Raw genomic sequence first — 19,390 nt, 5'->3', positions numbered from 1 at the left:
AATCTCACCCATGTTACCAAGATTATTGTCTATGCCCAATGGCAATTTTTAGGCAATATTGAGACACTATTAAAATACGCTACTGTTGCTTTATTGGTGCTCGTTGTTAAGCGGAAATGATATGGACGAAAATGTGTTATTAGCTCACTCTAATATTTCCTTGGCACGACAGCCTATTGTAGATAGTCGTCTTTCGGTTATGGGATATGAACTTTTATACCGTAAGAATGCTATCGCTATGCAGGCGGATGTAATTGATGGCGTGGGAGCGACCGCTCAAGTAATTTCTGCTAGTCTTTTTGAGTTTGGTGTGGAAAATTTAGTGGGCTCCAACAAGGCGTTTGTTAACTTCCCTAGGGCGTATTTATTAAGTCCTAACGGGATGCCTATTCATAAAGAAAACCTCATTATTGAAGTGATGGAAGACGCAGGCTTTGATGCCATTCTACTGTCGTCTTTACGACATTGGGTTAAGGCCGGTTGCTCTATTGCATTAGATGATTTCGTTTTTCACAGTAAATTAACGCCTTTTATTGATCTGGCCGAATACGTTAAATTGGATATGCTAACGTTAGGCAATGAAAAATTTCATCAACAAGTTGAAGCGCTAAGAGGCTTCAACGTCAAAATCATCGCTCAGAAAGTAGAGACATGGGAAGATTATCAATTTTGCCGATTGTTGGGTGTGGAATACTTTCAAGGTTACTTTTTTGAAAGGCCAGAAGTCATAACCAGCAAAACCTCCAAAGTAAACAGCATGACGCTCCTGCAAATTATGTCGTCATTATTGAATACTTCCTCATTTAGTGTGGATGAGCTGGAGAGAATTGTTAGTCAAGATGCTGGGCTTGTGCATAAGCTACTGCGTTATCTGAATTCTCCTTTGACCGGTCTGGTTGCATCAGTAGATTCCGTTCGTTTAGCCATTATGTTGATTGGCGTTGAGCAGCTTAAATCACTGACTAATTTATTGCTAATGTCCGAAATGGTTGGTGATAGGCACGTGCTGCTTGAGCAAATTATGGTGCGGGCTAAGCATGCAGAATTGTTTGCCAAAAACCGAGGGTACGATAATCAAGACAAATATTTTTTAGCTGGAATGTTGTCTATGATTGATGTGTGTACAGGAATGAAGCTGGATGAAGTACTTGGAGAGCTGCCTCTGCCCAATGAGTTTATTAATGCCATTATGTATCGCTCTGGTCGAGTGGGGAATGCTCTTGATTTGGTGGAATATTATAATAATGGTCGAATCATTAAAAACCAGCAAGATTTTGAGGATCTGAAAATAACCTATTTGAGTGCTGTTAAATGGGTAGATGAGTTTCTTGTTGCGATATGAGGCGTTAACATCGGTACTGAATCTTGAGTGCTTGTAGTCTATATCTTACACGCCTGTAGGCTTTCTCCGTTTGTTATGTGATCAAATATAACTTACTGTTGTGATTTAAGTTTATCTATTTGATAAATAAAGAAAAAATATATCTCATCCTTTCTTTTGTCAATTTTGAAAAGCAGACTAAAGCTGGTAAATTTAAGCTTATCCAAACGGATTTCATGGATGAAAAGCGCATGATGTGCTGAATAAGATACCAGTGAAGGTATTTAGGATCGAACTTGGATGTTCGAGAACAAAGGATTGTTCAAAGGGATACCGTGGTTCGATGGAAGGCACCATGTAATAAGGATTGTTTGGATGCTTCATGATGAAGCAAACAGTGATGTTTTACTTATCGGAAGAGTTGCTTAACAGGATGTGAGCAAAATGTAGGGTGGCCAAAAGCCACCCTTTTTTTTGTTTTTGTCTTAAACTGCAAATCTACCAGATACAAAAAAAGCGACACATTGGTCGCTTCCTTATACATTCAAGTACATCAAATTAACGTTCTAAATGTTCCAGCTTGTCTTCCACACCATCCCATTGTGCTGCATCAGGTAGTGCGTCTTTTTTCTCTGCAATGTTGGGCCATATCAAAGATAGGTCTCTGTTTAACTCTACAAATACTTCTTGATCTTCCGGCAATTCGTCTTCAGAGAAGATGGCATTTGCTGGGCATTCTGGTTCGCATAGTGCACAGTCAATGCATTCATCTGGATTGATGACTAAAAAATTAGGGCCTTCGTAGAAGCAGTCAACAGGACAAACTTCAACACAGTCGGTGTATTTGCAGCGAATGCAGTTATCGGTAACGATGAAAGCCATTCGACTTCTCCTTACAAGCTATAAAAATGATTGCGCACTATTTTAGAGGTATAGGCCATTTCGCAGCAAGCAACAATCGCGAATAACCTACATTTATCTGCTATTAGCTTATATCGACAGCAGCTTATATCAACTACAACTGAGATTTTAGTTTGTAAAGAGCATTAATCGCTTCTAGTGGTGTCATGTTATCCAAATCAAGTGCTTCAACCGCATTTTTTAATGCATTTTGTTCTGCTTGGGCAAACATGTCGACTTGTTGTGGCTGATAGCTCGTTTTGTTTTCTTGTACTTTGGTCGAGCGCGACCCTGTATTGGCATAAAGTGCTGTGTCTTCGATATTAATGCCAGTAACCACTTCCAGTTCTTTTAGTTTTTGTTTGGCGTGGCTTATGACACCGCGTGGTACACCGGCAAGTTGAGCAACTTGTAGCCCATATGATTGGCTTGCAGGGCCTTCATGTACTTTATGAAGGAAGATGATTTCATCCTCGTACTCTGTGGCGGTTAGATGAACGTTGGCCGCATTGTCGAGTTGGTCCGCTAAGGCTGTCAGTTCAAAATAATGCGTTGCAAACAGAACGTAGCATTTTAGTTCTTTAGCGAGATAATCCACCGCTGCCCAAGCCAGAGATAGCCCATCGAATGTACTGGTGCCTCGTCCGACCTCATCCATTAATACTAAGCTGTCTTTGCTGGCATTATTTAAGATGTTGGCGGTTTCTGTCATTTCAACCATAAAGGTCGAGCGTCCACCAGCAAGATCGTCTGATGACCCCATGCGAGTAAATATACGATCCACCACGGAGATCGAAGCGGATTCAGCGGGAACAAAACAACCAGTGTGTGCTAATAAGGTGATTAAGGCGATTTGTCGCATGTAGGTCGATTTACCGCCCATGTTAGGGCCGGTAATCATCAACAAAGAGCGTTTTTCATTGAGTTCAAGATCATTGGGAACGAAAGGTTCGGAGATGACAGCTTCCACTACAGGGTGACGGCCACCAATGATTTGAATGCCGCCACGGTTGTGTAATTCTGGGCAGACGAAATTCAAAACATCGGCACGTTCTGCAAAATTATTCATCACATCAAGCTGAGCGAGCGCTTGGCTGGTGGTCTGTAATTCCCTTAATGTTTCATTGAGTCGATCTAATAGTCCTTCGTAAAGCTCTTTTTCTCTTGCGAGTGATTTGGACTTGGCGCTGAGCGCTTTGTCTTCAAATATTTTCAGTTCAGGTGTAATGAAACGCTCAGCATTTTTTAAGGTCTGACGACGAATGTATTCCACCGGTGCCTGGTCTGAGTGTAGACGACTGATTTCAATGTAATAACCATGAACACGGTTAAACCCGACTTTTAGTGAGCTAATGCCAGTGCGTGCTTTTTCGCTGCGCTCCATTTCCGCTAAAAAATCCGTCGCGTTGGTGGATAAGGATAGGAGTTCGTCCAATTCGTCGTCGTAACCTTTTGCGAAAATACCACCATCGCGAACCACAGAAGGAGGATTTTCAACCAGTGCTTGAGTCAATGTTTTGGTGATGTCTGGCTGAGCGAGAATGCGCTGGTTTAGCTCTAAGAGTCGTTCCGTTGTGGCGCCTTCTAATAAAATATTGATCTCAGGTATGGCTTCGAGAGCAAACTTTAGACGCAGTAAATCTCTAGGTCGGGCTGAGCGTAAGGCGACGCGTGAAAGTATACGTTCTAAATCTCCAATTTTTTTCAATGGCGTTTTAAGCGTATCGTAAGCTTGTTTTATTTGTAATTCTGCAACCACTTGCTGGCGTGATTGAATTTCGTTTAAGTCACGGATCGGCGTGTGCAACCAGCGCTTCAATAAACGACTGCCCATCGGCGTGGCACATTCGTCTAACACTTCAACCACGGTGTTCGTCGTGCCACCGGTTAAGTTTATGTCGATTTCCAAATTACGTCGAGTGGCGCCATCTATTAATACTGAGTCATCTTTATGCTCAACCATGATGGATTGAATATGTGGTAACGCCGAGCGCTGAGTGTCTTTGGCGTATTGAAGTAATGCGCCAGCTGACGCGATAGCAGCGGTGAGGGCTTCACAACCAAAACCAGATAAGTCTTTGGTGTTAAATTGCTGAATCAATTGGCGGTAGCTGGATTCATAATCAAAATGCCAAGGACCAAGCTCTGAGACACCTTTCTCAAGTTTTAACCTATCTCGTGCAGGGAAGTCTTCAGAGACTAAAATCTCCATAGGCGATAAACGCTGTAATTCGCTGGCAAGTGCTTCATGACCATCGACTTCAAACAGGCAAAAACGGCCACTGGCCATATCGAGGTAAGAGAAACCAAAAACATCGAGACCTTTGCGAGATTGATGAGCAAGAGACAATAGTAGATTTTCGCGCTTTTCTTCCAGAAATGCCTCGTCACTAATGGTACCTGGCGTGACGATGCGAGCAATTTTTCTCTCAACAGGTCCTTTGCTGGTGGCTGGGTCGCCAGTTTGTTCTGCAATCACAACCGATTCACCCATGCGAACGAGGCGAGCAATGTAGTTCTCGGCAGCGTGATAAGGAATGCCCGCCATTGGAATAGGTTTACCGCCAGAATGACCACGGGATGTGAGTGTAATATCAAGCAATTGAGAGGCACGTTTGGCATCGTCATAGAAAATCTCGTAGAAATCTCCCATTCTGTAAAATAACAATTGGTTTGGATGCTCAGATTTAAGGCCGAAGTATTGGCGCATCATCGGTGTATGGTTATCTTCTGTTACTTTGCTCATTTTGCGATGCTCGATTGTGATCCAAAAAATAGAGCGTTATTCTACGGGATATTGGCTCAGGATTTAAGGGATAAACATAATGAATCAGATGCAAAAAATGACACAGTCAGCCGACCAAGTTGGCGAGATGTTAAAGGCAAAAAACCTTTTATTAGTGACCGCAGAATCGTGTACTGGTGGTCTTATCGGTGCCGTATGTACCGACGTAGAGGGCAGCTCATCATGGTTTTTTGGTGGCGTAATTAGCTACGCGAATGAAGCAAAAATGCAGGGTTTATCTGTAAAAGCGGAGACTTTATCGGTCTTTGGTGCTGTTTCAGAGCAAACGGTGAAGGAAATGTGTGCTGGCGCTTTACAACTAGGTGGTGACCTATCGGTTGCGGTTAGTGGTGTTGCTGGTCCGTCGGGCGGCTCGCCAGAAAAGCCGGTTGGCTGTGTTTATATTGGTTGGCAGTTAACTGGGCGACCCGTCAAAGTAACGCGTTATCATTTTCCGGGAAATCGACAAGCTATCAGAGAAGCAACTGTTTTAGCGGCTCTTCAAGGAATAAAAGAGATGCTTAATAATCTTTAAAAATAATACTGTTTTTATATACAGTATTTCTTGAGCTTCTCAAAAAAAAACGCTAGAGTTACCCCAACGAAAATTAGCCACAAGGATTCCATTATGTCATCTATCGCAGACAACAAGAAAAAGGCGCTGGACGCAGCGCTGTCTCAAATCGAGCGTCAATTTGGTAAAGGCGCCATCATGAAGATGGGCGAAGGCGCTAAGCTCGATATTGATACTGTTTCTACTGGATCGTTAGGTCTGGATATTGCGCTCGGTGCTGGTGGACTTCCTTATGGTCGTATCTGTGAAATTTATGGACCAGAGTCTTCAGGTAAAACAACATTAACCTTAAGTGTTATTGCAGAAGCTCAGAAGCAAGGCAAAACCTGTGCATTTATTGATGCGGAGCACGCGCTTGACCCTTCTTATGCAGAAAAGCTTGGCGTTAATATTGCGGATCTACTGATCTCGCAACCAGACACGGGTGAACAAGCACTTGAAATTGTGGACATGTTAGTCCGCTCAAACAGTGTTGATGTGATCATCATTGACTCGGTAGCCGCGCTTGTTCCTAAGTCAGAAATTGAAGGCGAAATGGGTAGCTCTTCTGTTGGTGTTCAAGCTCGCTTGTTATCACAAGCAATGCGTAAATTAACAGGTTCTATCAAGAATGCTAACTGTCTTGTTATCTTCATCAACCAAATTCGTATGAAAATTGGTGTCATGTTTGGTTCACCCGAAACCACCACCGGTGGTAATGCGCTTAAATTCTATTCTTCTGTTCGTTTGGATATTCGTCGTATCGGATCGGTTAAGCAGGGTGAAGAAGTGATCGGTAACGAAACGCGCGTGAAAGTGGTGAAAAACAAAATTGCACCGCCATTTAAACAAGCAGAGTTCCAAATTCACTACGGTGCAGGTATTTACCGCATGGGTGAGATTATCGACTTAGGTGTTAAGCAAGGCTTTGTAGATAAAGCCGGTGCTTGGTACGCTTATGCTGGTAACAAAATTGGTCAGGGTAAAGCTAACGCCGCACAATATTTATCGGATAATCCGGACATGGCGAAAGAGATTGAAGCTAAAGTACGTGAAGATCTATTGCCTAAGAAAACCAAACCCGAGGGCAAGGTAGACGCTAAAACCGCTGTTGTAGAAGAAGAGACTGAAGAGTCGCTCGACTTCTAAAACGAAACGTATCGTTTACAAAAAACTTAGTTTTTTTGAAAAGCAGGTCTTGTGCCTGCTTTTTTTGTTTTTGTGGTAAATGCGTTTTAAAATGTGGTTTGATGGTTTCTTGAGATATATCCTTCTATTATTGTTTATTTTTAGAGACCTTGTTGCAGTGTAGTCGCCACTAAGGTTCTTTTCTGGTTTTTTGTGTTAAACGGGATTTTGAGAATATGTTGATTTGGCAATGGGGACTTATTGCATCAAGTGTGCTTTTTTTAGTGATATTTATATTTGTTTTGAGGCGGTATTTATCGCTAAAAAAGTCAGTTTCTGAAACTGATGGTATTGCTGATGATAAATCTAGTAAACGAAAGAGATTAAAAAACGATCTGAAAGATGCATCAGCCGAAGAAAAAAAACAGTGGCTGACTTTGCTGGATCAACAGCGAAGTATCTGTGCTCAGCTTCTTGAAGGTTTACCTAAGTCTGACTTTCAGGGGCGTGCCGCTTTGTCTTGTTGGGCAATCTTTTTGGATGTCGAAATACATGTTATTGAGCAATCGGTGCCTAATTCGGACGTGTTAGCGCTCTTGGGGGCATTTAAAGGTATTTTGGACAAAATTGATCGAGCTCAGGAAGTTGATGAACTTTTGAAATCTCTAAAAGTGAATCAAACTTTACTGCGAGAGCTTAATAAGGTTATTCAAAGAACTGGCGAAAAAGTGTTTTCCCAAGTAAATGTCACATCTGAATTGAATTTACAGCTCGAAACACTTCAAGGGCAACTGGCTAAAGAGGGAGAGTTGGATGGGGCGCTTGCCTTGCTTCGAGCTGAAATGGCAAGTATGTGTGAATTTGCAGAACGGTTGAAACTTCACTTAGCTGAAGTTAAGGAAGAGGGTGATAACGCGCTTTACGTTGATGCTCTAGAAGCATTTTTAAGTGATGCCGACGAATCTGTTTTCTTACATTCTGTTCGTTCTGAGTTGGACGATAAAGTGGCAGACCTTAAGCAATTAGCTGCTTATCAAAAAACCATCATTGCAGATTTAAAAGAACATGTTCGTAAGGCTAAGTTGGATCATGAAGGCGATGGAAAACACATTGGTGCCTATGACATTTATATTGCTAGGCTAGAAAAATCGCTATTAGAAAGTAGCCGAGTGGTTAAGCGCTTAGAAGGTAAGCTGGAAAGCTTACAGGCGATTAAATATAATTTAAATATTGATGTAGTTAAGCGTGATGAAGCATTGAGGCAGAAAAAAGCTCAGCTTGAAAAACAGGGTGCAGATCTCACTCAAGGGATGGATATATATGGTGTTTTTGATGAAGAACGCAACACCATGAAAAAAATGGAGGATTTGCTTCATCAAGACTCATTTACTGAAGAGTCTGATGCTTTTGCGAGTGAGCAGGCCTCAAAGCTGAGTTCTTTGCGCTTAATGGTGAATGAGTCTGAGCTTTATGTAGAAATGCTGGAAATGGATTTGGAGAAGGCGCAGGTCTTGCGTGAAAGTCTTGAGCATAAGTTGCTTCATCCAGACTCGGTTATGGAAACCGCAAACGATGAAAGTCTGAAAATGGATGTTTTGATTAACAAAGACTTAGAGGAAATTGAAAATCTTCACGAGATTAATAATGAATTGGAGGCTGAGCGAAAGCGCCTAGAGGTTGATTTGTACGATGTGCAAGTTCAATCGGAAGAATTTACTAAACTACAGGGTAAGATAGATGAATTGGATGGAAAAATTGAGTCTGTTCAAAAAAACTATGTAGAAATGGAGGAGCGCTATCTGGCGGCATTGATGGCTAAAGAGGATGGGTTGTAAAACTGCTCTACCGTACTAGCTAATACATCTCTGCTAATACTCTGAGCCATTTAAAATGGCTTGGTTGTACGTTTTAAAAATATTCTTTTTTAGTATTCATCTGATGGGGATATGGCGTATTTTATTTGTTCGAAGTCAAAACCACGATATTGTAGGTAGCGTGACTGTTTGGCTTTTTCTTTGAAGTCTGTACTAGCTTCTTCTCCAAATTTTCTTTCTTTTAATTTCTTTGCTAATTCGAACCAGTCAGCATTTGCATCTGTAATAGCTTCCTTTGCTTCAGCCTTGTCGATGCCTTTTTGAACGAGCTCTTGTAGTATTCGGTTCACGCCAAGGGGTTTACTTATTCTGCTTCTTATAAAAACTTCAGTGAAGCGCCGATCATTGAGATAATTTATGTCTTGAAGGTGTGTAATAGTCGAACTGATTTCATTTTCTGTGTTCCCTTTTACTTTTAATTTAGTGGCCAGTTCTTTTGAGCTGTGCTCTCTATGGCTTAATAGTGACAGGGCTTGGTCAAGTGCTGATATTTTTTGTTCTTTCATGTCGTTTATTCTTTGTGTCTTTGTGATGTGGGTATTTTATCAGGCTAATGCCGTCTTTTCTTAAATATTTCATTCAACTTTAGTTTACATTTATTTTGGTTTTTTATTCTTAATATATGCTCTAAATAAGATGATAAAACTACAAATCTTATGTAATTATGGGTGATATGACTTTGCCATTATTTGGAGTGTTTCTATGAAGATTTGCGTGCTTGGCGCTGGTGTTGTTGGCCTTACTACTGCGTATTATTTGGTTAAAAAAGGTTTTCAGGTTACGGTCATTGATCGTCAGCCTGGTGTAGCCTTAGAGACCAGCTTCGCTAATGCTGGGCAGATTTCTCCAGGGTATTCGGCTCCTTGGGCTGCGCCAGGTATCCCTCTAAAAGCCATTAAATGGTTAATGCAAAAACATGCTCCATTAAGGGTGAGTGCTGAGCCAGAAATCAAAAAAATAAGCTGGATGGTAAAAATGCTGGGGCAGTGTAATAACGATGCATACAGCGTAAATAAATCCAGAATGATGGCGTTAGCAGAATACAGTCGCGATCAATTTATATCCTTAAGAAAAGACATTGGAATTCAGTATCAGGATGGGCAAGGTGGAACTTTGCAACTTTTTCGAAAAGAAGAGCAGGTTGATGCAGCAGAAAAAGACATCAAAGTATTGAAGGCATTAGGTGTTCCTCATGAGGTATTAACACCAGATCAGATTGCTCAGGTTGAGCCTGGTCTTCGAAGTGTTATCGATAAATTTAAAGGTGGCCTTAGACTGACGGGAGATGAGACAGGGGACTGCTATTTGTTCTGTCAGTCGCTTAAAGAAACGTGTGAAGAAATTGGGGTTACCTTTCAGTTTAATTCGGATATTAAGTCATTGAGTACCCAAGCGAATAAATTGAATGGCGTTATCACAGAGCAAGGCCTGCAAGCGTTTGATAGCGTTGTTGTTTGTTTGGGTAGTTATTCAAAGGAGTTGCTTAAAGCGTGTGATATCGATATTCCTGTTTATCCAGTGAAAGGGTACTCCTTGACGGTTCCTATTTTAGATACTGCTTATGCGCCAATTTCGACGGTGATGGATGAAACTTACAAGGTGGCTGTAACGCGTCTTGGTGATCGTATTCGTGCTGCGGGCACCGCTGAGCTCACTGGGTATAATTTGGACTTGCCTAAATCCAGAACAGAGACGATTAGTCATGTTGTAAATGATTTATTTGGTAAAGGCTGTGACCTCTCAGAGGCTGAGTATTGGACTGGGTTGCGTCCGATGACACCAGATGGCACACCGGTTGTTGGTGCTAGCGGTATTGATGGTTTGTATTTGAATACAGGCCATGGAACGCTTGGTTGGACAATGAGTTGTGGTTCTGCAGCTGTTATTGCGGATATCATTGCTGGTGATGAAACACAGATCAATTCTCAGGATTTGTCTGTTAAACGTTATAAGAAATAAGGACTTGAAATGGCAAGGCCACTAACCGCAACGATAGATTTGAATGCTATTTTGCAGAACTATCGTTATGCCAAAAAGCTTCAGCCGACGTGTAAAGCCTTTGCTGTCGTAAAAAGTAATGCTTATGGGCACGGTGCGATTGAAGTTGCTCGACACCTTGATAATGAAGCAGATGCGTTTGCTGTTGCCGCGATAGAAGAAGCGATGGCACTGCGTGAGGCAGGTATTGTTTCTCCGGTTATGTTGCTTGAAGGGGTTTTTGAAGAATATGAATGGAAGTTGTGCGAACAGCATGGCTTTTGGGCGGCAATTGAAAACACTCAGCAGCTTAATTGGTTGTTAGCTAGCCAAGTAAACATTGAAAAAATATTTGTGAAGCTAGATTCTGGTATGCGTAGATTGGGTGCTGATAAAGCGGGCGCATGTGATTTGGTTAAAAAGCTCAGAGAAAGTAATCAAGTGGGTGATGTGTTGTTAATGACACATTTTTCCTGTGCGGATGATTTATCTGATATCGCGACCATGGAGCAGCTGACGTATTTTGAAAGAGCGCGTCAAGAAATAGGCACCATAGAGGCAAGTGTAGCGAATTCAGCGGCGATCATGAAGTGGGCCATCCCTGAAGGCGGCTGGATTCGCCCAGGAATCATGTTATATGGCATTTCCCCATTTGCTGGCTTAACGGGTCAGCAGTTGGGGTTGGCCCCAGCAATGATATTGTCATCTAAGGTTATTTCTGTACGTTCTTTGAAAAAAGGTGAGAAAGTCGGTTACGGTCTGTCTTATGAAGCAGCAGAAGATCACCAGTTAGCCACGGTTGCTGTCGGGTACGGTGATGGTTATGCCCGTCATACCCAAAGCGGTGCGCCATTAGAAGTGAACGCGTCTCCTGCCATGTTGGCTGGGCGAGTATCGATGGATATGATTACGATCCGTTTTGCTGATGCCAGTCAGTCTTTTGAAATTGGTCAAGAGGTTGTGTTGTGGGGAGGAAATGTTCCGGTTGAAAACGTCGCGGATTATGCCAGTACCATTGGTTATGAGTTGGTGACTAGAATGACCACTCGGCCTCGTTATCAGTACCATACGGTTAGCGAAATCAAATCCTAGCGCTCACTAAAGCCTCAATTCTTCTGGAATAGAGGCTTTAGTTTAAGAATTGCACAAAATAACCTCTAAATTCCTACGGTTTCTTTTGAAAACACCTATCCTTTGCGTGTACTATTTTGTGCTTTTCGTTGCATCGAATAGGTTTTAATTATTCTGCCATTCACGCAATCCAATTCGTCTAGAAAATAGAGATAGAGACTCACCCTATTATGAAGAGTTCTGAATTACGCCAGTCATTTTTATCGTATTTTGAAAGTAAGCAACATCAGATTGTTGAATCCAGCTCATTGATTCCGGGCAATGACCCAACTTTGCTGTTTACAAACGCCGGTATGGTTCAGTTTAAGGATGTGTTTCTGGGCGAAGATCAGCGCCCATATACACGTGCGACCAGCTCTCAGCGTTGTGTTCGAGCGGGCGGTAAGCACAATGACCTCGAAAACGTGGGATATACAGCGCGCCACCACACTTTCTTTGAAATGTTGGGTAACTTCAGCTTCGGTGATTATTTCAAAAAAGAAGCCATTACTTACGCGTGGGAATTTCTAACTGACGTTTTGAAATTACCAAAAGAAAAGCTACTTGTGACTGTTTACGCAGACGACGATGAAGCGTTTGATTTTTGGCATGACATGATTGGTGTGCCAAAAGAGAAAATTATTCGAATTGGCGATAACAAAGGTGGACGTTTTCAGTCAGATAACTTCTGGGCGATGGGCGACACTGGTCCTTGTGGTCCTTGTTCTGAAGTGTTTTACGATCATGGCGAGCATATTTGGGGTGGGCCTCCAGGCTCGCCGGAAGAAGATGGCGATCGCTTTATTGAAATTTGGAACGTAGTTTTCATGCAATTCAATCGTTCTGCCGATGGCACTATGGTGCCGTTGCCTAAGCCTTCTGTTGATACGGGCATGGGGTTAGAGCGTATTGCGGCGATTCTGCAAGGCGTACATAGCAACTACGAAATTGATTTGTTTCAGAATTTAATCAAGGCCGCTGCGAAATTAGTGGATACTGACGATTTAAGTGCTCAGTCATTGCGTGTTATTGCCGATCATATCCGTTCTTGTTCCTTCATGATTGTGGACGGTGTTATTCCTTCTAACGAAGGCCGTGGTTATGTCTTGCGTCGCATTGTTCGTCGTGCGGTTCGTCATGGTAATAAATTGGGTAAAAAAGGCGTTTTCTTCCATAAATTGGTAGACGCGTTAGATCTTGAGATGGGCGATGCCTACCCAGAATTACGCAAGCTGAAAGACCGTGTGGCGTCTATTCTTCTGAAAGAAGAAGAGCAGTTCGCTAAGACGCTTGATCAAGGTATGAAAATTCTTGAAGAGGCGATTTCACAGCTGGGCGATAAAAAAATCATTCCAGGTGAAACCGTCTTTAAATTGTATGACACATTTGGCTTCCCTGCAGATTTGACCAATGACGTTGCCCGTGAAAACAATCTTGAAATAGACGAAGCTGGTTTTGAAGTGGCGATGGATGCACAGCGTGCTAGAGCGCGTTCTGCAAGTAACTTCTCTATGGATATGTCTGGCAGCGTAACGCTCGACAGTGTCACCGAGTTTACAGGTTACGATGACTTGGCCGGTCAATGCGAAGTGGAAACCATTCTTGTGGATGGTGTTTCCGTAGATTCTATTGAAGTGGGCCAGTTTGCAGCGGTTGTTTTAAAAAGTACGCCTTTTTACGGTGAATCTGGCGGACAAGTCGGCGATAAGGGCTGGTTGCGAGGCCCTGGTGCGTTCAAAGTAGCTAATACGACGAAACAAGCGAAGGCGCACTTGCATCAAGGTGAGTTAAAAGAAGGTCGTTTATCGGTTGGTGACGTGCTGACTGGTGAAGTCGATCGCTCGATGCGTATGGCAACAACGTTGAACCATTCTGCTACACATTTAATGCATGAAGCATTGCGTCGTATTCTGGGTGATCACGTGACTCAAAAAGGATCGTTGGTTGACCCTGAACGTTTGCGTTTTGACTTTTCTCATTTTGAAGGCGTTACTGCGGTTGAGGTTGAGCAAATCGAAGACATGGTAAACGAGCAGATTCGTCTAAATCGACCTGTTGAAACTGACATCATGGACGTTGAGTCTGCCAAAGAAAAAGGTGCGATGGCGTTGTTCGGTGAGAAATACGACAGCGAAGTGCGCGTATTGACCATGGGTACGGATTATTCTATCGAGCTATGTGGTGGTACTCATGTTAAGCGCACGGGTGATATTGGTCTCTTTAAAATCATTACGGAAAGCGGCATTGCTGCGGGTGTTCGTCGAATCGAAGCGCTAACCGGAAAAGCGGCTATCGATAGTACTCGTCACACTGAGTCGCTATTAAGTAATGTGGCTGGGTTGGTTAAAGGTAATAAAGAAAACGCGTTCGATAAGGTGGTTGCCTTGAATGAACATGCCCGTAGCCTGCAAAAAGAGCTGGATTTACTGAAAGGTAAAATGGCAGCTTTGGCGGGGGCGGATTTGGCGTCTCAAGCGGTTGCGATTGAGGGCGGTAAATTGCTGGTTGCTCAGGTCGAGGTTGCTGATCCAAAAGAGCTTCGTGATTTGTTGGATGAATTGAAGAGCAAGTTAGAGTCGGCGGTTATTTTACTAGCGGCGGTTAATGATGGCAAAGTTAGCTTGATTGCTGGCGTTACTAAAGAGCTAACGAAAAAAATTAAAGCAGGAGACCTTATTAAGATGGTCGCACCTTTGGTTGATGGTAAGGGTGGCGGTCGTCCTGATATGGCTCAGGCTGGCGGTAATAATCCCGATGGTTTGGCTAATGCGCTGGCATTGGTGCCTGATTGGGTTGTTGAACGGGTATAAGTAGGTCCGCTCGATTTGAGCCTTGAATGTAGGTAGTGGAAAGATTATGGCGTTGTTAGTTCAAAAATACGGCGGAACTTCGGTAGGCACCGCTGAGCGTATTGAGGCGGTTGCTGATAGGGTTTATAAGCACAAGCAGCAAGGTGATGACATTGTTGTTGTTGTTTCTGCTATGAGTGGTGAAACCAACAGGCTGATTGATCTTGCTAAAAGCATTAGTGATTCACCTAGTGCGCGCGAGATGGATGTCCTGTTGTCAACTGGGGAACAGGTTACGATTGCGCTTTTGTCTATGGCGCTAATGAAGCGTGGTCTTGATGCTCGTTCTTATACTGGTTCGCAGATTCGTATTACGACCGACAGCGCACATGGTAAAGCGAGAATTCAAAAAATTGATACCGAGGCGATGCGTGCAGATTTAGACGCTGGGCGTGTGGTCGTGGCGGCAGGGTTTCAAGGTTCAGATGAATTTGGCAATATTACGACGCTGGGTCGTGGTGGTTCTGATACGACAGGGGTCGCCTTGGCGGCTGCTTTAAAAGCAGATGAGTGTCAAATTTATACCGATGTGGATGGTGTTTATACAACGGACCCTCGCGTGGTAGACAGTGCACGACGTTTGGATAAGATCACTTTTGAAGAAATGTTGGAAATGGCAAGCCTGGGCTCTAAGGTATTGCAGATTCGCGCTGTAGAGTTTGCTGGCAAGTATCAAGTGCCACTTAGGGTGCTGTCTAGTTTTGTTGAGGGTGAAGGTACGTTGATAACAACTGAGGGGAGTAATAGTATGGAGCAGCCAGCGGTTTCTGGGATTGCATTCAATAGAGATGAAGCTAAGTTAACTCTAAAAGGTGTGCCTGATATTCCAGGTATTGCTGCGCGGATCCTTGGTCCTATTAGTGATGCGAATATTGAAGTGGATATGATAGTTCAAAATGTGTCTGTCGATGGTACAACCGACTTTACTTTTACGGTGCATCGTAATGAATACAATCAAGCATTGTCCACTTTGAATGGTATCGCGAAAGAGCTTGGTGCGATTGCTGTACTTTCTGACGCAAAAATAGCAAAAGTATCTATTGTCGGTGTAGGGATGCGTTCGCATGCCGGTGTGGCAAGTATTATGTTTAGGGCTTTAGCGGCGGAGTCAATTAATATTCAACTGATCTCTACCTCTGAGATCAAAGTGTCTGTGATTATTGATGAAAAATACATGGAGTTAGCGGTTAGGGCGTTGCACTCTGCGTTTAAATTGAGTGATGTGACATCGAGCGTTCGAGAAGCGTAACAATTGGATACATAAAGCCTGTTATTATGGATGGTTTAATTTTTATTGAGAAGCTACAATTAACTTTGTAGGAATTGCCCTACAGTGTGTGTGGGGCAATTCTTCTATATAACGATTAAAAGCTATTACAGGGAGATATTTTTATGCTTATTCTGACTCGTCGAGTGGGTGAAACATTAATGGTTGGTGATGAAGTATCTGTCACTGTATTAGGTGTAAAAGGCAATCAGGTGCGCATTGGTATTAATGCACCTAAAGATGTGTCTGTTCACCGTGAAGAAATTTATCTTCGCATTCAGCAAGAGCAAGAGCAGCAGCCTGATGTTCAAGACTCTTAATATTATTTTTTAAAAAATCGCCAAAAAGTCTTTACATGATTTTTTAGCGGTATATACTACGCCGCACTTGTTTGGAGAGTTGGCCGAGTGGCCGAAGGCGCTCCCCTGCTAAGGGAGTATGGGGTGAAACTCATCGAGGGTTCGAATCCCTCACTCTCCGCCATTCAAGTTTGTCTTTTCAGAAACTATTCTTTCTGAACTAAAAAGGCTGGAATTGTTGTAGTGCACCCGTAGCTCAGCTGGATAGAGTACTCGGCTACGAACCGAGCGGTCAGAGGTTCGAATCCTCTCGGGTGCACCATTCCAAATAAAGTATTTTAAAGCTATCCACTTTTGAATATTTCGTGAAAAAATATGCTATGCACCCGTAGCTCAGCTGGATAGAGTACTCGGCTACGAACCGAGCGGTCAGAGGTTCGAATCCTCTCGGGTGCACCATTTCAAAAAAAGTATTTTAAGGCTATCCTCTTTAAAATATTTCTTGCAAAAATATTGCTATGCACCCGTAGCTCAGCTGGATAGAGTACTCGGCTACGAACCGAGCGGTCAGAGGTTCGAATCCTCTCGGGTGCACCATTTTTACTTCCCTCCTAGTTAATCTAATATATTTTTTTATTTTCTGACTTTTGTTTTTTTTATGCTTTTGTAATTGATTTTATTACTAGCGATAGTTCACTCACGCTTTTGCAGCGCCTTAGTGTTTGTAGGTTTTCTTTTATAGCATCAAATTCAAAACGCAAATGTCCGCACCATTGTTTTAGCCTTCCTAGTGTTGCCACTTCGTCATAGTCTTGTTGTAGGCTTTTTGTGTAGCTCGTGAAAAGCGCGACTAATTCACGCTGATGGTTCTCTATTGTGTTACCTTGAATGGCGGCTCTTAGGTCTTGATAGATGAATGGGTTGCTAAGTGATCCTCTGCCAATCATGAAATGGTTGCAGCCTGTAATAGCTTGGCATCTTAATAGTGAGTCTGCATCGATGATGTCGCCATTTGCTACCACAGTCATTTCAGTTTTATCTTGTATCTCCCCTATTTTTTCCCAGCGTGCAGGTGGCTTGTAGCCATCTTTTTTAGTTCTGCCGTGTATGGTTAATTTTTCTGTACCCGCACTTTCTATCGCAGCAACATTATCAAACAGTAATATTTCATCCTCGTACCCTAGGCGTATTTTTGCCGATACTGGAATATGTGTCGGTAGTGTTTTTCGGATGGCGTGCATTATGTCGTAAAGAGTGCTTGGAGTTTGCAGTAAGACTGAGCCTCCGCCGTGGCCGTTTACGCGTTTTGCTGGGCAGCCAAAATTGACGTCAATATGAGTAGCTCCAGCTGCAACGGCGTTGAAGGCGCTTTCGGCCATCAGCTCGGCGTTGCTTCCTAGGAGCTGTGTATGAACAGGATGGTTGTGTTCTGTTTTTGCTTTGTTTTTGTTTTCAGGGATAAGGCGTTTAAAAGTGTGTGCGGGTATTGAATATTGGGTGACTCGGACGAATTCTGAGACGAGGTAATCCATGCCGCCAGTTTGTGAAAGCAGTTTGCGCATGGTGTGATCCATGACACCTTCCATTGGAGCGACCGCGAGTATTATTTGATTATTTGGACTGGTATTTTTCAAGAGTAAGGGTGCTTTTGAGGAATTGTTCACGAAATAAGTCTAACTGTTATGCAAAAAAAATATGAAACTGTTCTGGTTTGTGGTAAAAATTATAGCTAATGAAGAGTAACAAATATTATTTGATGTGCATCTGAGCATATCTAATCAGTACAAACAAGTTGAAAGCAAAGGTATCGATGCTATGAGCGGGTTATTTGAAGATGGTTTGGGGTTGATGGTCTTGGGGATGGGGTTTGTTTTTCTGTTTCTGGTTGTCTTGATTTTCGCTACAGGCTATATGTCACGCCTGTTAAATCATTTTTTCCCTGAAGTTTTACCTGAAATAGTAGCACGGCCTGCGGCTGGCGCTTCTAATTCGTCTGGTGTGGATGCGCAGTTGACGGCGGTGATTACTGCTGCGGTGCATCAGCATAGAAACAATAAAAATTCTTAACTTACTAATATTTAATTTCTTTGAGGCTGAACATGACAATAATTAAGCAACCTCTAGGCATTACCGATGTCGTTTTGCGTGATGCTCATCAATCCTTGTTTGCAACACGTATGCGCATTGACGATATGCTTCCTATCGCTGAAAAGCTTGATCAAGTCGGCTTTTGGTCGCTTGAGTCTTGGGGTGGTGCAACGTTCGATTCCTGTATTCGGTTTATTGGTGAGGACCCTTGGGAGCGCATTCGTGAGCTTAAGAAGGCAATGCCAAAAACACCGCAGCAAATGTTATTGCGTGGCCAGAACCTATTAGGTTATCGCCATTATGCTGATGATGTTGTAAATAAATTTGTAGAGCGGGCCGCATTTAATGGCGTAGATGTTTTTCGTATTTTTGATGCGATGAATGATCCTCGCAACTTAGAGACGGCGATCAAAGCGGTTAAGCAGCAAGGTAAGCACGCTCAAGGCACTATTTCATATACCAAGAGTCGAGTGCATACCACTCAGAATTGGGTGGATTATGCAAAGACGCTTGAGGATATGGGGGCTGACTCTATTGCCATTAAAGATATGTCTGGCATTTTAACGCCATACGATGCTTTTGAATTGGTGAGTTTGCTTAAAGCGCAAACGCAGTTAGAAGTTCAGTTACATGCGCATGCTACTTCTGGACTGTCTGATATGACAATTCTAAAGGCAGTCGAAGCGGGAATTGATCGTGTTGATACGGCCATTTCTTCTATGTCGATGACATATGGGCATACGGCGACTGAGTCAGTTGTTGCAGCATTGCAAGGGACGGATCGAGACACTGGTTTGGATCTGGCTTTGCTGGAAGAGATTGCGGCTTACTTTCGCGAAGTGAGAAAAAAATACGCAAAATTCGAAGGTTCTCTTCGTGGTACGGATTCACGAATTCTTATTGCTCAAGTACCTGGCGGTATGTTGACTAATATGGAGAGTCAGCTGAAAGAGCAGGGTGCTGCAGATAAGTTTGATGAAGTATTAAAAGAGATTCCAAAAGTTCGTGAAGATTTAGGTTTGATTCCTCTTGTTACGCCAACCTCTCAGATTGTTGGTACTCAAGCTGTGTTAAATGTCTTGACGGGTGAGCGATATAAATCCATCTCAAAAGAAACGGCTGGTATTTTGAAGGGTGAATATGGCGCCGCACCAGCAGAATTCAATAAGGAGCTTCAGGCTCGAGTGTTGGATGGTGCTGAAGCGATTACTTGTCGCCCTGCGGATTTACTATCTCCAG

15 protein-coding genes and 4 tRNA genes (1 of these 19 only partly in view) are annotated in these 19,390 nt (G+C 42.9%); 15 read left to right on the top strand and 4 right to left on the bottom strand.

Translation table 11 applies throughout. The features are described from left to right. Nucleotides 1-121: 121 nt before the first annotated feature. Nucleotides 122-1,342, top strand: a complete 1,221-nt coding sequence (locus tag MP3633_RS14895) for an EAL and HDOD domain-containing protein (RefSeq protein WP_176336113.1) — start codon at nt 122-124, stop codon at nt 1,340-1,342. Nucleotides 1,343-1,879: 537 nt separating this feature from the next. On the opposite strand, the gene fdxA is transcribed toward MP3633_RS14895, so the two are convergent. Together fdxA and mutS are read right to left on the bottom strand one after the other, a co-directional pair. Continuing rightward, complete coding sequence (fdxA, locus tag MP3633_RS14890; protein WP_112140874.1) at nt 1,880-2,203, bottom strand: ferredoxin FdxA; 324 nt, start codon at nt 2,201-2,203, stop codon at nt 1,880-1,882. A gap of 133 nt (nt 2,204-2,336) precedes the next feature. Then, nucleotides 2,337-4,967, bottom strand: coding sequence for a DNA mismatch repair protein MutS (gene mutS, locus MP3633_RS14885; RefSeq protein ID WP_176336112.1), 2,631 nt, complete (start codon nt 4,965-4,967; stop codon nt 2,337-2,339). Between the two features lie 79 nt (nt 4,968-5,046). On the opposite strand from mutS, the gene MP3633_RS14880 reads away from it, so the two are divergent. The 3 genes from MP3633_RS14880 to MP3633_RS14870 all read left to right on the top strand — a co-directional run bounded on the left by MP3633_RS14880 (nt 5,047) and on the right by MP3633_RS14870 (nt 8,522). Next, entirely contained in the window at nt 5,047-5,541 is a 495-nt protein-coding gene (locus tag MP3633_RS14880) for a CinA family protein (protein WP_176336111.1), read from the top strand. A gap of 93 nt (nt 5,542-5,634) precedes the next feature. After that, nucleotides 5,635-6,708 (top strand): recombinase RecA, encoded by a 1,074-nt coding sequence (gene recA, locus MP3633_RS14875; protein ID WP_204359637.1) that lies wholly within the window; start codon nt 5,635-5,637, stop codon nt 6,706-6,708. A gap of 215 nt (nt 6,709-6,923) precedes the next feature. Continuing rightward, on the top strand, nt 6,924-8,522 hold the full coding sequence (locus MP3633_RS14870; protein ID WP_176336110.1) for a hypothetical protein: 1,599 nt from the start codon (nt 6,924-6,926) through the stop codon (nt 8,520-8,522). Nucleotides 8,523-8,611: 89 nt separating this feature from the next. On the opposite strand, the gene MP3633_RS14865 is transcribed toward MP3633_RS14870, so the two are convergent. Beyond that, entirely contained in the window at nt 8,612-9,067 is a 456-nt protein-coding gene (locus tag MP3633_RS14865) for a regulatory protein RecX (RefSeq protein WP_112140867.1), read from the bottom strand. 196 nt (nt 9,068-9,263) lie between these two features. Between MP3633_RS14865 and MP3633_RS14860 the strand changes: the two genes are divergently transcribed. The 9 genes from MP3633_RS14860 to MP3633_RS14820 all read left to right on the top strand — a co-directional run bounded on the left by MP3633_RS14860 (nt 9,264) and on the right by MP3633_RS14820 (nt 16,660). Continuing rightward, nucleotides 9,264-10,520, top strand: coding sequence for a D-amino acid dehydrogenase (locus MP3633_RS14860; RefSeq protein WP_176336109.1), 1,257 nt, complete (start codon nt 9,264-9,266; stop codon nt 10,518-10,520). 9 nt (nt 10,521-10,529) lie between these two features. Next, on the top strand, nt 10,530-11,630 hold the full coding sequence (gene alr, locus MP3633_RS14855; RefSeq protein WP_176336108.1) for an alanine racemase: 1,101 nt from the start codon (nt 10,530-10,532) through the stop codon (nt 11,628-11,630). A 209-nt stretch (nt 11,631-11,839) separates the two neighbouring features. Beyond that, nucleotides 11,840-14,458, top strand: a complete 2,619-nt coding sequence (alaS, locus tag MP3633_RS14850) for an alanine--tRNA ligase (RefSeq protein ID WP_176336107.1) — start codon at nt 11,840-11,842, stop codon at nt 14,456-14,458. A gap of 46 nt (nt 14,459-14,504) precedes the next feature. Next, nucleotides 14,505-15,746, top strand: coding sequence for an aspartate kinase (locus tag MP3633_RS14845; protein WP_176336106.1), 1,242 nt, complete (start codon nt 14,505-14,507; stop codon nt 15,744-15,746). 143 nt (nt 15,747-15,889) lie between these two features. After that, a complete protein-coding gene (gene csrA / locus MP3633_RS14840; RefSeq protein WP_176336105.1) occupies nt 15,890-16,084 on the top strand; it encodes a carbon storage regulator CsrA in 195 nt (64 codons plus the stop codon). Between the two features lie 73 nt (nt 16,085-16,157). After that, nucleotides 16,158-16,247: transfer RNA gene (locus tag MP3633_RS14835), tRNA-Ser, on the top strand. Between the two features lie 61 nt (nt 16,248-16,308). After that, nucleotides 16,309-16,385, top strand: a tRNA-Arg gene (locus MP3633_RS14830). A 60-nt stretch (nt 16,386-16,445) separates the two neighbouring features. Next, nucleotides 16,446-16,522, top strand: a tRNA-Arg gene (locus MP3633_RS14825). A 61-nt stretch (nt 16,523-16,583) separates the two neighbouring features. Continuing rightward, a tRNA-Arg gene (locus MP3633_RS14820) sits at nt 16,584-16,660 on the top strand. A gap of 59 nt (nt 16,661-16,719) precedes the next feature. On the opposite strand, the gene MP3633_RS14815 is transcribed toward MP3633_RS14820, so the two are convergent. Beyond that, a complete protein-coding gene (locus tag MP3633_RS14815; RefSeq protein ID WP_244959670.1) occupies nt 16,720-17,727 on the bottom strand; it encodes a tRNA dihydrouridine synthase in 1,008 nt (335 codons plus the stop codon). Between the two features lie 151 nt (nt 17,728-17,878). Between MP3633_RS14815 and MP3633_RS14810 the strand changes: the two genes are divergently transcribed. Continuing rightward, nucleotides 17,879-18,130, top strand: coding sequence for an OadG family protein (locus MP3633_RS14810; protein WP_176336104.1), 252 nt, complete (start codon nt 17,879-17,881; stop codon nt 18,128-18,130). A gap of 32 nt (nt 18,131-18,162) precedes the next feature. Then, nucleotides 18,163-19,390 carry the 5' portion of a sodium-extruding oxaloacetate decarboxylase subunit alpha gene (oadA, locus tag MP3633_RS14805; RefSeq protein WP_176336103.1) on the top strand. 566 nt of this gene lie beyond the right edge of the window, so the window shows 1,228 of its 1,794 coding nt (coding positions 1-1,228); it begins with the start codon at nt 18,163-18,165; its stop codon lies beyond the right edge, outside the window.

This window comes from Marinomonas primoryensis (assembly GCF_013372285.1).
GTDB lineage: Bacteria > Pseudomonadota > Gammaproteobacteria > Pseudomonadales > Marinomonadaceae > Marinomonas > Marinomonas primoryensis.
Note: the sequence above shows the minus strand (reverse complement) of the source record. Positions and strands in the feature narration are given on the sequence as shown.

What these genes read in the sequence shown, in the direction of transcription:
- MP3633_RS14895 (WP_176336113.1), top strand. Translation starts at nt 122, where the DNA reads ATGGACGAAAATGTGTTATTAGCTCACTCTAATATTTCCTTGGCACGA.
- fdxA (WP_112140874.1), bottom strand. Translation starts at nt 2,203, where the DNA reads ATGGCTTTCATCGTTACCGATAACTGCATTCGCTGCAAATACACCGAC.
- mutS (WP_176336112.1), bottom strand. Translation starts at nt 4,967, where the DNA reads ATGAGCAAAGTAACAGAAGATAACCATACACCGATGATGCGCCAATAC.
- MP3633_RS14880 (WP_176336111.1), top strand. Translation starts at nt 5,047, where the DNA reads ATGAATCAGATGCAAAAAATGACACAGTCAGCCGACCAAGTTGGCGAG.
- recA (WP_204359637.1), top strand. Translation starts at nt 5,635, where the DNA reads ATGTCATCTATCGCAGACAACAAGAAAAAGGCGCTGGACGCAGCGCTG.
- MP3633_RS14870 (WP_176336110.1), top strand. Translation starts at nt 6,924, where the DNA reads ATGTTGATTTGGCAATGGGGACTTATTGCATCAAGTGTGCTTTTTTTA.
- MP3633_RS14865 (WP_112140867.1), bottom strand. Translation starts at nt 9,067, where the DNA reads ATGAAAGAACAAAAAATATCAGCACTTGACCAAGCCCTGTCACTATTA.
- MP3633_RS14860 (WP_176336109.1), top strand. Translation starts at nt 9,264, where the DNA reads ATGAAGATTTGCGTGCTTGGCGCTGGTGTTGTTGGCCTTACTACTGCG.
- alr (WP_176336108.1), top strand. Translation starts at nt 10,530, where the DNA reads ATGGCAAGGCCACTAACCGCAACGATAGATTTGAATGCTATTTTGCAG.
- alaS (WP_176336107.1), top strand. Translation starts at nt 11,840, where the DNA reads ATGAAGAGTTCTGAATTACGCCAGTCATTTTTATCGTATTTTGAAAGT.
- MP3633_RS14845 (WP_176336106.1), top strand. Translation starts at nt 14,505, where the DNA reads ATGGCGTTGTTAGTTCAAAAATACGGCGGAACTTCGGTAGGCACCGCT.
- csrA (WP_176336105.1), top strand. Translation starts at nt 15,890, where the DNA reads ATGCTTATTCTGACTCGTCGAGTGGGTGAAACATTAATGGTTGGTGAT.
- MP3633_RS14810 (WP_176336104.1), top strand. Translation starts at nt 17,879, where the DNA reads ATGAGCGGGTTATTTGAAGATGGTTTGGGGTTGATGGTCTTGGGGATG.